General features: G+C 54.8%; 10 protein-coding genes, 1 other RNA gene and 3 pseudogenes. 7 read left to right on the top strand and 7 right to left on the bottom strand.

From position 1 onward, the window contains the following. The first annotated feature begins 143 nt into the window (after window positions 1-143). Both B0D71_RS06500 and B0D71_RS06505 read left to right on the top strand, forming a co-directional pair. The gene (locus B0D71_RS06500; protein ID WP_103394068.1) at window positions 144-1,709 is read left to right on the top strand and encodes a carbohydrate porin; all 1,566 of its coding nucleotides are present in this window, start codon (window positions 144-146) and stop codon (window positions 1,707-1,709) included. A gap of 112 nt (window positions 1,710-1,821) precedes the next feature. Further along, on the top strand, window positions 1,822-2,730 hold the full coding sequence (locus B0D71_RS06505) for a carbohydrate kinase family protein (protein ID WP_103394069.1): 909 nt from the start codon (window positions 1,822-1,824) through the stop codon (window positions 2,728-2,730). Between the two features lie 49 nt (window positions 2,731-2,779). Here the strand turns inward: B0D71_RS06505 and B0D71_RS06510 are convergent. Continuing rightward, window positions 2,780-3,271 (bottom strand): annotated as a pseudogene (locus tag B0D71_RS06510) (integrase arm-type DNA-binding domain-containing protein); the annotation flags it as partial. A 423-nt stretch (window positions 3,272-3,694) separates the two neighbouring features. Between B0D71_RS06510 and B0D71_RS06515 the strand changes: the two are divergent. The 5 genes from B0D71_RS06515 (at window position 3,695) to B0D71_RS06535 (ending at window position 9,560) form a co-directional block, all read left to right on the top strand. Continuing rightward, entirely contained in the window at window positions 3,695-4,723 is a 1,029-nt protein-coding gene (locus tag B0D71_RS06515; RefSeq protein WP_103394070.1) for a helix-turn-helix transcriptional regulator, read from the top strand. A gap of 169 nt (window positions 4,724-4,892) precedes the next feature. After that, the gene (locus B0D71_RS06520; protein ID WP_165798703.1) at window positions 4,893-6,353 is read left to right on the top strand and encodes an APC family permease; all 1,461 of its coding nucleotides are present in this window, start codon (window positions 4,893-4,895) and stop codon (window positions 6,351-6,353) included. Window positions 6,354-6,369: 16 nt separating this feature from the next. After that, a complete protein-coding gene (locus B0D71_RS06525; protein ID WP_103394072.1) occupies window positions 6,370-7,272 on the top strand; it encodes a polyprenyl synthetase family protein in 903 nt (300 codons plus the stop codon). Between the two features lie 165 nt (window positions 7,273-7,437). Continuing rightward, window positions 7,438-8,655, top strand: coding sequence for a M24 family metallopeptidase (locus B0D71_RS06530; RefSeq protein WP_103394073.1), 1,218 nt, complete (start codon window positions 7,438-7,440; stop codon window positions 8,653-8,655). Between the two features lie 77 nt (window positions 8,656-8,732). Continuing rightward, window positions 8,733-9,560, top strand: coding sequence for a nitrilase-related carbon-nitrogen hydrolase (locus B0D71_RS06535; RefSeq protein ID WP_103394074.1), 828 nt, complete (start codon window positions 8,733-8,735; stop codon window positions 9,558-9,560). A gap of 303 nt (window positions 9,561-9,863) precedes the next feature. Here the strand turns inward: B0D71_RS06535 and B0D71_RS06540 are convergent, their stop codons facing one another. From B0D71_RS06540 to B0D71_RS06565, 6 genes and pseudogenes are all read right to left on the bottom strand, one after another. Beyond that, window positions 9,864-10,289 carry a GNAT family N-acetyltransferase gene (locus B0D71_RS06540; protein ID WP_103394075.1) on the bottom strand — a complete coding sequence of 142 codons (426 nt, stop codon included), beginning with the start codon at window positions 10,287-10,289 and terminating at the stop codon, window positions 9,864-9,866. A 450-nt stretch (window positions 10,290-10,739) separates the two neighbouring features. Further along, window positions 10,740-10,856, bottom strand: a pseudogene (locus B0D71_RS31730) (bifunctional methylenetetrahydrofolate dehydrogenase/methenyltetrahydrofolate cyclohydrolase); the annotation flags it as partial. After that, window positions 10,850-11,065, bottom strand: a pseudogene (locus B0D71_RS31735) (integrase arm-type DNA-binding domain-containing protein); the annotation flags it as partial. The pseudogenes B0D71_RS31735 and B0D71_RS31730, both read right to left, overlap by 7 nt. A gap of 187 nt (window positions 11,066-11,252) precedes the next feature. Beyond that, window positions 11,253-11,646, bottom strand: a transfer-messenger RNA (tmRNA) gene (gene ssrA / locus B0D71_RS06555). Between the two features lie 94 nt (window positions 11,647-11,740). Continuing rightward, a complete protein-coding gene (locus tag B0D71_RS06560) occupies window positions 11,741-12,019 on the bottom strand; it encodes a hypothetical protein (protein WP_103394076.1) in 279 nt (92 codons plus the stop codon). 252 nt (window positions 12,020-12,271) lie between these two features. Then, on the bottom strand, window positions 12,272-12,544 hold the full coding sequence (locus B0D71_RS06565) for a hypothetical protein (protein ID WP_103394077.1): 273 nt from the start codon (window positions 12,542-12,544) through the stop codon (window positions 12,272-12,274). Between the last annotated feature and the right edge of the window lie 153 nt (window positions 12,545-12,697).

The raw sequence follows: 12,697 nt of genomic DNA on the forward strand, positions 1-12,697 counted from the left end.
ATAAAAGTTAACGTTAACATCGCCAAATGTAGCAGCGTATTTGCGATGAGGCATCCTTTTTTTGTGGTTTTTGACAAATCGTCATTCGCGAAAAAAGGCCAGTCGCGGCAGCAACAACAATAAAAACAACACAGGAAATCCACATGCAGAAAGCATCAAGCTGGCTACTCGCAGGTGTGCTTGGCACCTCGGCGGCAACCTCCCAGGCCGCGACGCTGGAGCAACGCATGGCCGCGTTTGAAGCCCGTGCCAGCGCAGCGGAACAACGCGCTGCCGCCGCCGAGCAGCAAACCCAGGCACTTGCCAGAGAATTGCAACAGATCAAGCTTGCCACTCCCGCCTTGCAGCCCGCAGCGTCGACGGCTGCAGCCAGTTCGGCGCCGGCCCTGGACACCCGAGTGGCAAAACTCGAAGCCCGTCAGCAAAGCCTGGAAAAACAGGGCAGCAGCGGACATCTCACCGACGGCTTCAGCTTCAAGGGCTATGCCCGTTCCGGATTGCTGGTCAACGATGGGCTCGGTGGTGGTCGTGGCGGTCCTTACACAACCCCTGCCGGTTCGGTCGGTGGTGCCGTCGGGCGACTCGGCAACGAAGACGACACGTACATGCGCATAGACCTGTCGAAAGAGACCTATGCGCAAAACGGCACCCGTGCCAAATTCACCGTGTCCATCGCCGACGGCGTGGAGAGTTCCAACGACTGGACGGCCGACGAGAGCAACCTCAACGTGCGTCAGGTGTTCACCGAACTCGATCATCTCGCCGCCTTCAAGGGCAACTCCGTGTTCGAGAACTCCACCTTGTGGGCAGGCAAACGATTCGACCGGGATAACTTCGATATCCACTGGCTGGACTCGGACGTCGTCTTCCTGGCCGGCACCGGCGGTGGCATCTACGATGTGCAGATGAACCAGGACTGGCGTTCGAATTACTCTCTGGTCGGGCGTAACTACGGCGATTTCAGTGAGGGCGGTGTCGATGCCGATGTGGAAAGCTACATCCTGACCTCCAACCAGTTTTTCGACAGGGGTCAGTGGCAGTGGATGTTCAATGCCATTGGTGCAAAGAAAAACGACATTTCCATCCGCAGCAATGAAGCGGGTCTATCGCCTGCGGATTCCGGTTTGCAGAGCATGCTGGCCAATCACCAGAAAGATTTTTTCGGCCGGCAAGGCTTCTTCAAGACGGCGCTGCTCTATGGGCAAGGCCTGGGGGCAGAGGTCAAGAACATCGGCTCGGATGGCGAACTGATCGACGACGCCCGCGCTCTGCGACTGGCGGTTTACGGCGAGACACCAATCGCGCCGGGCTGGCGCATCGGCCCCAGCCTGTTGGCCGAGCAAAGCAAGGACCGGTACGTCAAGGGTGACGATTATCGCTGGATGACCCTGAACGTACGGTTGGCCAATGAAATCAACCGCAACTTCGAGATGGCCTACGAAGTGAGTTGGCAAACCATGGACCTCGACCCCAAGGGCTACCTGCAACGTAATGCGGTCGACGGTGACTTCTGGAAATTCACCATCGCCCCGACATTCAAACCGGATGTTGGCGACCTGCTCACACGTCCCGAACTGCGCGTGTTCGCAAGCCTCATGGACTGGTCTTCGGACCTGGACAGATACAGCACCTCTGACTCCTTCGGCAGGTCGGACTTCAGTGCTGGAGGCGTGTGGCAGTACGGCATACAGATGGAAACCTGGTTTTAATATTTGAACGCGTCCGGCCAACACCAAGGCGCCAAGGCGTATTGAGTCAGTGATTGCCGGCCGAAGCTGATTAGCCAGCAGTTACCTACGACAAAGTATTGAGGAAGTGACGATGGAATTGCCTCGCGCAGTAGTGTTTGGCGAAGCTCTGACCGACCTTGTCCAAGGCACTCCTGGACAGTGGAAGGGCTACCCGGGTGGTGCTCCCTGGAACGTTGCACGAGCGCTCAGTCGCTTGGGTGTTGGCTGCGCTTTTGCTGGGTCGGTGAGCATGGATTCACTGGGTGACGAGATAATTTCGCAGTCGGAAGCGGCAGCGTTGGATATGAGGTTTATCCAGCGGGTAGACCGAGCTCCTTTGGTCGCCATCGTTCCATCAAGCCGTCCTCCCAAATACTTTTTTGCTGGAGATGCCGATCTGTTTTTTGATCCGGATCTGATGCCCGAAGGATGGATCAATCAAGCAGAGCTGTGTCATTTCAGCTGCATCAGTTTGGCTCGACAGCCACTCGCAGACAGGCTGGTTAACATTGCTCAGCAGGCAAAAGAAGCTGGTAAACGGATTAGCTATGACCCGAACTGGCGCAATTTAATGGATAGCCATTATCGGGAGCATACCTTCCCTACGATGACCACCCTTGCTGACATGATTAAGCTTTCCGACGAAGACCTCCGGCACATTTATCCAGGGCTGACCGAACACCAGGCGATGGATGAGCTTCGCGCTCTCAACCCTCAGGCACAGATCTTGTTTACCCGAGGGGAGCACGGGATGATTCTCCACACCCCGGACAGCCAACTCGAGCAGCCGGCCATTGCCGTGAAAGTGGAAGACACGGTTGGAGCAGGAGACGCTTGTATGGCGGGTTGGTTGGCGGCGGAGTTGCTGGGGATCTCGGACTTGAGCGCGCGCCTGCGATTTTCAGCGGCTTGCGCATCCATATCTTGCCGCTATCCCGGAGCTCATGCTCCAGCGCTAACTGATGTGGAAGGTTTGCTGCAGCTGCTCACACGTACCTGACCATGGTTGTCGGCACTGAGGAGTTGTCTAAGTAAAAAAACGCAGCGCCGACCCCTGCCCTGACCATAAGCGTTGCTTTCGAAAGCGACGCTGTTTTCAGGTCCGGAAATACATGCAGCGTGAGCGACCGCCAAATGTCCTCGGCGTGCGCCGGGGTGACGGAGTCCTTCTTCAGCTCAAACCAAGCGGTAGCGACGTTCTCGAATGTATTTTCTGTCTCCGCTCGTTTGGCTTCGTTCTGAATGTTGCGTTGCTCCTTGGGACCTATGCCTTGTGCAAGTAGCTCACGTGCCTCAACGACTTTCTTACGAGCGTTTGTCAATGAGAGCTCTGGATAAGTGTCCAGTCCCATGTTGATACGATTCTTGGTTATCGGATCGCGGTAGTTCAAGTTCCACAGCATTGAGCCGTTGCTCCTGACCCGGAGCGGGAGGCCGTCACCATCGCTGAGGACGTAATCTTTGTCTTACGCCTTGACTGCCTTGAGCTGGCGGTCGGAAAGGCGGAGGGCTGGAGCAGGCGTGAGAGCTACCTCTGACACCGCTTTGGTATTCCAAAAAATAGTGATGGATTTATGCTTTGTCCAGGTTGAAGTTCTTAAAGCTTACTCGCCTAAGTAATCACGGTCCTATATCTGTTCTGAGTTACTTAAGTGCTAAACTTTTCAATCGCTGCGCTGTATTGCTTCTTGATAAAAAGTCAATGGTGTCATATTGCACTATTGCAGATTCCGTTCTGTCAATTAACGTGGCTTGGTAATTTCCGATGTGTGCGTGGTCGATTGTCGTTAGCTGAGGCCTTACTTCATCGCCGCAGTGGATACTGTATTGCCCGATAATTTTTCCAAAAATACCATCGATGTATCGTGCTGGAATCGTCAGTTATGTGCATCGCTTGGTGGGGATGCTGCACTGTGAAGGGGCTATGCTTGAAGCGATAAGGCATTTGCAGAATCGGGGATCCCATGAATGAAGTCTTCCGTGATCACAAGCGTGTGGCAGCAGCAATAGCGGCGGTTGTCGATGCTGTGGGGCACCAAGGCTTTTATGCCATCGTGCTGGAGACGCTGGGACAATATATTGACTGTGAGCGTTGGCTGGCTATCAAGTACAGCAGGTTTTCTGCTCCCGAGTTCATTGTCAACACGTCTTTGAGCCACGAGGCGGTTGAGCAATACATGAGTCACCTCTACAGGATCGACCCTCTGCTTCGGTTAGTGACTGAAGATCGTGTGCCCTCTGTGGTCACGTTTTCACTCATGCAAAACGAGGATGATTCCAATGTTTATTACGATGAAATATTCAAGTCGGGGCAGATTCTGGACGAGCTGACGCTGATGCTGCCTGTCATCGGTGGGGGTTACCTGGGGTTCTGTTTCGATCGCGAGTACACCCTGTTCAATGAGGATGAAATCGCCTTTTTCACCGCCCTTTACCCGATCATCGTCGCTGCGCATGCCGCACACATGCGAACGGAGTCTCTGGAGGGTCTCGGCGCCCTGTTCGGGAATGGAAAGGTCGGCGTTCTCACCTTAGGCGGTGATAACAGGATCATCTACCAAAACCCCGCCTGGCACGCCTTGGCCGGTCATGCCTTCGGAAACGAAACGTTGGAATTCATATTGAGTCAGCCTGAACTGATCGCAGTCCATGTTGAGGGCTTGATTGCCCACTGGGAATATTCCAGGAATGTATCCGCTTCTGCCACGAGTGTCAGAGCAGTATTTCTCGAGCAGAAAAGCGAAGGGTATATACAAACGGATGTAAAAGAGTTCTTCGAACAATTTTATGATACTTATCACCTCAGCCCGCGCGAGCGACAACTGGTCGAAAAAACCTTGCGCGGGTATTCGATGCCCGTGATCGCAGAAAAACTGGATCTTAGTCTGGGAACGGTCAGAAATTATAAACAGCGGTTGTACGCCAAACTCGACATCACCAGTGAACGGGAAATATTTTCTTTGTTCATGATGCACATGTTCGGGCAGTCATAACAGTGGCTAGTGCAGATTAGCACTATTGGTACAGTCGGTGACGAGCGCTAACATCGCCTTCAAGGCTCGGCACGCATCCCCGCAACAACGGTCATTCAGCGGCCGGCCTACAACGATAACAATATGAACTTGAAGACTCGCGGATTACGCGAGCGGCGGGAGTATGCTCATGAACAGCACATCGGTTGGCAAGGACACTTGTCAGGAAAAGGGTCATCACCTCCAGCGTGAACTTAACTTTTCCTCCACATTCTCCCTGGCCTTTGCCTTCATATCACCCATTGTGGCGCTTTACTCCATCTTCGGAATTGGCATTTTAACGGTCGGTCCTGCCTTCTGGTGGGGGTTGGTGGTGGCCATGGCAGGGCAACTGTTAGTGGCGTTGGTCTTCGCCATGCTGGTATCGAGATTTCCGTATGAGGGCAGTATTTATCAGTGGTCCAAGTACCTGCTCGGCAGTCGCTTTGGCTGGTTTGCAGGCTGGACTTACATCTGCACGCTGCCGATCACCATTGCAACGGTAGCCCTTGGTGGCGCGGGATTCGTGGCGCAGCTATTGGGCATAGATGCGACCGACAAGATGATCAGTGTGCCGATTGCCCTGTTTCTCATCGCATTCGCCACGTGGGGTAACACCCAAGGCCGAAAGATTTTCTCGACCATCGTCTGGCTGTGCATTGGTGCCGAAGTGATCGGCTCGGTCGGCATCGGCGTGCTGTTGCTGGTGGAATTCAAAGTCAACACGCTGTCCATCCTGATGCCCGACGCTCAGGTCTTTGCCTGGCCGGAACCCGGTATCTCCGGCTTTTTCTCTTCGAAAGTAGCGCTCGCCATTGCTTACTGCGGTTGGGCATTCGTGGGTTTTGAAAGCGCCGGTGCCGTCGCTGAAGAAGTCAAAGATCCTGAAAGGGCGGTGCCCAAGGCGATGCTGTTCTGCCTGCTGTCAGTTGGCGCGGTGGTGGCATTCTCAGCGTTTTCACTGATTTTGGCATTGCCCACCTTGGAGTTTCCTGCGGGAAGCGACCCTGTCACGGTGACGCTGATCACTCATTTAGGGCAGATCGCTTACAAGGGCATGCTGGTGCTGTTCATCATCGGATTTCTAGCGTGCATGCTGGGCATTCAGGCTTCGGTATCGCGGGTCATTTGGGCGTTCGCTCGGGACAGAACCATTCCCTGCTCGGATTTCCTTCGACAGTTGAGTGGGGACGACAAATTGCCAACGCGCGCTTTTCTGTTAACGGGCGGGTTATCGGCACTATTGTTCATGTTGTCTTTTACCAATATTTATCCGCTGTTACTGGCGTTCAGTATTGCCGGATTCTATCTCGCCTTCGCATTCCCGCTGGTGGGTGCGTGTGTAAGCGTATTGAAAGGCGACTGGCGAGAGGGGCCGTTCTCTCTGGGTATCTTGAGTATTCCCACCATCTTCGCGGCAACCGGTTGGACTCTATTTGAAGCGGTCAATATTTCGTGGCCTCGTTATCCAGAACTGTCGTGGTACGAAAACTGGGCGGTGCCGATCATGATTGTTTTCCTGGCGCTGGCGGGTTGGGTTATTTATTCGAAATGGGCATCACCTTCTTATATGCACTCCACGTTAAGCGCTGCCGTCGCAGATAACGAATAAGTCTGGCGAACCGGTGATGCGAATACATAAAACCGTGGGCAGCGAAAGAAATCTGATACTTCGCGCCCGACTGGACAATGGATTACGGAAACTACTGACACACTCCAGCCCTTCACTGGAGAAACTGTATGACGCCATGACTTACGGCGTATTTGAACCGGGTAAATGCTTGCGGCCATTGCTCGCTTACAGTGCGTGTGAAGCCATGGGAGGGCAGTTTGACGCAGCCGACGGTGTCGCTTGCGCGGTGGAGCTGATGCACGCCTATTCCTTGATACACGACGATCTTCCGGCACTGGACGACGCGCTGGTTCGTCGAGGGAAGCCGGCGTTGCATGTGGCCTACGGCGAGAGCGCGGCCTTGATCGCGGGGGATGCCTTGCAGGCACTGGCGTTCGAATCGTTGGCGCAACCATCAGCGGTGAGTGCCGGGATTCGCCTGCAAATGTTGGCAGTCATGGCCAGGGCGGCTGGCCCCGCCGGTCTTGCAGGCGGCCAGTTTCTCGACATGGCGCTGGCCGGTACCCGACCGACTCTGGAGCAAGTCGCCGAAATGCAGCGTTTGAAAACCGGCGCATTGATCGAGGCCAGCGTCGTGATGGGCGCAATGGCGGGTGGAGCAACCGTGGAAACGAATCGCTTCGTGGCCTTGAGAAAATACGCCGAACAGATCGGCAGAGCCTTTCAAGTGCGCGACGACATTCTGGATGTCGTCGGAGATCGGGTTGCCCTGGGGAAAGCGGTTCACGCGGACCAGCACGCTGACAAGTCCACCGCTGTTTCTTCATTGGGATTGGAAGGGGCGCGGCATTACGCCAGGCAACTTCTACTGGGGGCGTTAACGGCACTGGATGCATTTGGCCCGGAAGCCGATGCACTTCGACAACTTGCACATGTTGTCGTGGAACGCGACCTCTAGCGATACGAACTTTCGTTCCTTTGTTAATTTACCAACGATAGCAATAGTGCAGATTTGCAGTATTTGAATTCTCCTGTCATGGGTTGAATATGACGGCTACGGCGCTCGAACGCTGATCAGTATTCGGCGCACTTATGTATAAAAACAAAGACTGAGGTAATCGTGATGACCATCGAAAGAATGAATTACCCTGACGGTTATTTTCCAGTGGATGAATATGAGGGTCGCTGGAAAAAAGTGGAAGATGAAATGCGCCGGCAGGGTTATGAACTGGCCATTGTCTGGGGCAAGACAGCTGGCCATTATGAGCGAGCCATGGAAACACTTTGGCTGACCAACTTCTGGTCGGAACACTCTGGCCAGGAACCGGATTCTCCAATCTGGAACGCACGAGGTTTCTGCTGTGTGATATTGGAGCCTGGAAAGAAACCTGAACTGCATGCCGACGTGGCGACAGTGCGTCGTCGTATGGTGCGCTGCGGCGATTATTTCTTCAGTGACGACCCGATCAGCAGCGTCGCCAAGGCTCTGAACGCGCGCAAGCCGCATCGCAGCGTCGTGTTCGTCGGGTCCGACAATCTGCCGATGAAGTACGCCAGGCAGCTCGCGGAACAGACGCCCGGTATCCAGTTCGAGTATGACGATAACCTGATCCGCCGTTGCCGGCGGATCAAGAGCCCGCGAGAGCTGGACATGTTTCGCGAAGCGGGGCAGATGGTCTCCAGCGCCTTGTACCGCGTGTGCGACAGCCTTTACGCGGGCAAGACGGCGGCCGAGGCGGCGGCAGAGGGCGCTTATGAACTTACACGGCGTGGGGGAGGCTGGCTGCGGATCCCGGTGAATTTCGGCAACGACGAGGACAGTCAGTTCTTCGAGCGTGATCCCATGTACGGGTATTCCATGGGCGCGCCGAGCAAGGGCGATATGGTCCGGACCTGGATCTATGGGCCGACCCATCAGGGGTACTGGCTCGACCCGGGACGCTCGCTGGTCTGCGGCGGCAAGCCGACCCCGGAGCAGCGCTCTCTGCTGATCGACTCCTACGCCATCACGGAGGCGGTGATGAACTCCGTGAAACACTGCGCCCGGGTGCTCGACGTGGTGGGCGAGGCCGAGCGTGTGCAGGCACGGGTGGCCGAAGAAGAGGACCTGGCCGCCAAGCAATGGCCGTACTTTGGCCACGGCAACGGCTCCATGTGGGAACACCCGATCATCAACCGGGATTCGGTCACGGCAGACGATATTTTCGAAGAAGGGATGGTCGCCTCCGGGGAGTCCTTCATGACGCGCAAAGGTGTCGGCAGCGTGGGGTGGGAGCAGAACTTCATCGTCACCCGGACCGGAATCGAGTTGCTGACGACGACCCCGGTTTTCTGGTTCTGATCAATAGTCGCACTGTGTGAAATTTCAGGGCGCCGCTCCCAACGACCCAGGTGCGGTGCCTTTTTTATGGAGGCTCCATGAACATTTTGCTGGCGCAACTGCCCATTGCGGACGCACAGGTTGAGATCAACCTTAGCAACATGCTGTCAATGATCCGCAACGCCCCGCTCGATACGGATCTGATCGTGTTTCCAGAGACGACGCTTTCAGGTTTTCCAACCAGGGAAGAGATTGGCACCACTGGGCTGATGACTCGTAGCAAGCCTATCCGACTCATTCAGGAGGCAGCACGCAAAAGCAATACCGCCATCGCTTTCGGTTTTTGCGAGCAGGCTGACGGGCGGGCGTATAACACCGCTCTGCTGGTCGATGGATCAGGGCGCATTGCCCTCAAATACCGCAAGACTCATCTCTGGCCCGATACGGACTGGGGCGTTTTCGAGGCCGGCTCGCAGTACGCGGTGTGTGAAATCGCCTCGTTACGCGTGGGCATGCTCATTTGCTACGACATCGAGTTTCCGGAGACTGCCCGCGCGCTGGCCTTGTTGGACGCCGACCTCATCCTGGTGCTGGACGGCAACATGGACCCCTACGGCCCCGTGCACCGTCGCGCCGTGATCACCCGCGCCACGGAAAACCAATGTTTTGCCGTTCTGGTGAACAGGATTGGTGAAGGCAGGGGCCTGTCGTTTCCTGGCGAGAGTATCGCCGTTGATCCGTTTGGAAACGTGTTGGTCGAATCCACCGACGGACATCCTGTCGGCGTCACGCTGGATCGCAGGAGGATTGAAGAAAGTCGAAAGAGTTATCGCTATTTACGCGACCGACGTGCCGCTCCACTGGGCGTCGAACGGACCTCTAGCGAAGACGGCGTTGCCAACACAGTCAGCGTTATTCCGGGGTGATCATTCAATTGCCCAATGGATCGTGCGAACGTATAAAACCTGCAGTAGATGGGCGAGCGTTTTTGGGGATGCAGCACGCGGTAGACCTTCGGGTCTGCCAGTTTCCCGATCCCGGTTCGCCAACCTGCGTACAGCGAAGGAAAAATGGGCACTAGGAAGGCGCCTTTTTTTGGGGTGATTGGGCGTTTTTGAGCTGTTGATGTTGCCCGGATTTTGCCCGCTCTCGACCAATAGCAGCGTTGGCTCAAATTAGCCGATTGTGGTTTGCCATGAAGCAGCTAATCGGGCAAAGATTAAACGTTGTCAGCGCAAAAGCTTCTGAAAGTAGAGCCGGGTATGTCCCGGTGGATAGTCTGCCAGGCGTCCGAATTCGCTATAGCCCAGTTTTAGATAAAAGCCTGGTGCCTGAAAGCTGAAGGTCTCCAGCCAGATGCCAGTGCAGTTCTTTTTCCTGGCTATATCTTCGGCCATGCGCATTAGCCGTTCTCCGATACCTTGGCCACGCATCGACTCGGGAACGCTGACAAGATCAATAAGCAGCCATTGATAGGAGACCTTGCCGTACAGCCCCCCTATCACTTCGTTATTGTCAGGGTCGCGTAGCAACAGGGCAAATGTCTCATGGGCGTCGTCCCCACCATTGGACAAATTATGGGCCAGTAGTGGACTCAAAATTCCTAGACGCTCTGCTTCAGTCGCATTTTCCGAAATCTGGATTTCCACAGACATGGCGCTCTCCCTGAGCTACGAGTAAATGGGTCAATAAGGTAGCCCATTTCTGTCACCCCATGGTGAATCTGTACATGCATCAATCGTGTGTTTTTGATGGGCTGGACGGCTGCTTTTGGCCGATTGTGTTGAAAAAGTCGGCTTCAGTTTCCACGGCAGAAAAGTACGCGTCTGAGATAGAAATCTGTGTTTTGCGCAGTAGGTTCAGAGCTCAGATCTGACTTGTCAGCGCGCAAAATAGGCGCTTTCACCGCTCAATGCATGGGTCGTCAGGCCGGGTCGATTTTTTCAACACAATCGGCCGATAACAGCCTCTTGTGCCAGAGATACAAGGACTTCTTTTTAGATGGATGGTTAGTCTGGAGAACAGCAGTGATTAGCAAAGCTCGACCTGACAGGCACGGCTGGAGGTCCGCTATCTGTCAGATCAAGTCTGAGCGTTCCGCACTATCAGTAGCGAGCCGCAGTATTGCTTTCAATCGCCTCTGCCGCAGCCAGCGTATTTCTCATCAAACACGCTACCGTCATAGGACCGACACCTCCTGGAACTGGAGTCATGGCCGCTGCGATGTCCTTGGCAGTTCGGGATAGGTCCCGAAGCCGATGTTGATGCGTTTCTTGGTCACCGGTTCGCGGTAGTTGAAATTCCACAGCAGCGAGCCGTTACTGCGTACGCGAAGCTGTAAACCGTCACCGTCCGTGAGGACATAATCCTTGGACGCGGGTTTGACTCCCTTGAGCTGTCGATCGGAGAGGCGGAGGATTTGAGCAGGCATGAGATTGTCCTCAAGCACTGATTCGGTATTCCAAAGATTAGCACCGGATGCGCTGGAATACTGTCTGGAATACCCGAGCGGCTGGAACTCAAAAACTCTCAAAAGACCGCAAAAGCGCTGGAAGCCGCGTATTTTCTGGGCCGCAGGCACAAAAAAAGACGTCCGTGGACGTCTTTGATTGATCATTTGGTGGAGCCGGGGGGATTTGAACCCCCGTCCGCCAGTACTCCGCTGTCGGTACTACATGCGTAGCCGTGTCTATTAAGTTAACCCTCAGCGACCCGACGGGCAGGGTGCTTTGGGCGAGTTGTGTAAGTTTTAGCCGCTTCGTCCACAACGTACTGCACGGCGATTCTGTTCTATATGACAATCACTTTGGGTTTACAGACATCCCCTGATGATTGCTGGACCCGAAGGTACCAGAAGGGAAGGGCTAAGGCTGCTTACGCAGCGAGAGCGTATTCCCCGTAGGTTTCGTCATTGGCAACTATAGAAAGTTGCAACAGTGGATTTACGAGTTCTGTTACCAACTCGGCATGCACCTAAAGTTTCGCAACCGGCGTCGAATCCAAAACGGCCCCGAGCCTGGTGCTCTGTGAATCAATTGAGCAACAGGCCTGCACAGTGTACGTCAACGCGACCCAGAAGGCCAACCCGAAGGTTGGCCACCACAGATCATGGGTTTGCTTCGTTGCTCTGTCTGTCAGCGAGTGCCAATGCCTGGGTGGCCTCGGTGACGCATTTTTTGTCGTCGCCGGAGGCTTGTGAGGCTTCGGCGCTGGACATCAGTCTTTTGATTTCCATTGAGGTGTTTGCGGAGGTCGCCGGCAGCGCATTCACTTTGCCTTTGAGCTCTTGCAACTTGCTCGTACACAGGTTGTTGTCCGCAGCAAATACAGGAGAGGCCAACATTGCCGCAGAAATGAATAGGCCAGCGAGTGTGGTGCGTTTCATGGATGTCTCCTTGAGCTGATGGGGCATGTTTCAAAGACTCCGATTCAACGCAAGAATTCGGTTTTTTCAGAAAATGTGTCGAGCTTTTCCAGCGATGCGGGTGGTTACTCATTTCCAGACCCCCAGATGCAACAAAACCCGCAACGGGCGGGTTTTGGTTTGCTTCGAATTGGACGCAGCCGGGTTCTGAATTCCCGGCTGCGGAGCCAACAAGACCCAGAAGGCCAACCCTAAGGTTGGCCCTGAGCTGAGTTACTTCCCGCCTTTTTTCGAGTCAGTGACGGCCTTGATGATGTCGTTGGTCTCGGCGATGCAATCCTCAGTACCTTCCTTGGTGCCTTTTGCCTGGTCGGCTTTGGCTTGTTCGACGGAGGCCTTTACCTGGTCAGTCATTTCCGGAGGAATCTGTGCCTTGCCGTTTTCGATGGTTTTCAGGTTGACCGCGCAAAGGTCTTCTGCAGCAAACGAAGTGGAAGCCATCATGGATGCAGCAACGAACAGACCTACCAGCACAGAACGATTCATGTGTATCTCCTTGGACTGAGGGGCCAGGCTTTGCTGGCCGTCAAATCGGGCTACCGAGTGTTGGGAAGTCCCGCATTGACGGGACTTGATCAGTGGACTGCGGTGGCACGTCAGGGTTCTGTTTTTTTGCTGTAGAGCTGTCGATTCCGAAAA

The organism is Pseudomonas laurylsulfativorans, from assembly GCF_002906155.1.
In the GTDB taxonomy this organism is placed as follows: domain Bacteria; phylum Pseudomonadota; class Gammaproteobacteria; order Pseudomonadales; family Pseudomonadaceae; genus Aquipseudomonas; species Aquipseudomonas laurylsulfativorans.

What these genes read in the sequence shown, in the direction of transcription:
- B0D71_RS06535 (WP_103394074.1), top strand. Translation starts at nt 8,733, where the DNA reads ATGAACATTTTGCTGGCGCAACTGCCCATTGCGGACGCACAGGTTGAG.
- B0D71_RS06525 (WP_103394072.1), top strand. Translation starts at nt 6,370, where the DNA reads ATGCGAATACATAAAACCGTGGGCAGCGAAAGAAATCTGATACTTCGC.
- B0D71_RS06565 (WP_103394077.1), bottom strand. Translation starts at nt 12,544, where the DNA reads ATGAATCGTTCTGTGCTGGTAGGTCTGTTCGTTGCTGCATCCATGATG.
- B0D71_RS06560 (WP_103394076.1), bottom strand. Translation starts at nt 12,019, where the DNA reads ATGAAACGCACCACACTCGCTGGCCTATTCATTTCTGCGGCAATGTTG.
- B0D71_RS06530 (WP_103394073.1), top strand. Translation starts at nt 7,438, where the DNA reads ATGACCATCGAAAGAATGAATTACCCTGACGGTTATTTTCCAGTGGAT.
- B0D71_RS06515 (WP_103394070.1), top strand. Translation starts at nt 3,695, where the DNA reads ATGAATGAAGTCTTCCGTGATCACAAGCGTGTGGCAGCAGCAATAGCG.
- B0D71_RS06540 (WP_103394075.1), bottom strand. Translation starts at nt 10,289, where the DNA reads ATGTCTGTGGAAATCCAGATTTCGGAAAATGCGACTGAAGCAGAGCGT.
- B0D71_RS06520 (WP_165798703.1), top strand. Translation starts at nt 4,893, where the DNA reads ATGAACAGCACATCGGTTGGCAAGGACACTTGTCAGGAAAAGGGTCAT.
- B0D71_RS06500 (WP_103394068.1), top strand. Translation starts at nt 144, where the DNA reads ATGCAGAAAGCATCAAGCTGGCTACTCGCAGGTGTGCTTGGCACCTCG.
- B0D71_RS06505 (WP_103394069.1), top strand. Translation starts at nt 1,822, where the DNA reads ATGGAATTGCCTCGCGCAGTAGTGTTTGGCGAAGCTCTGACCGACCTT.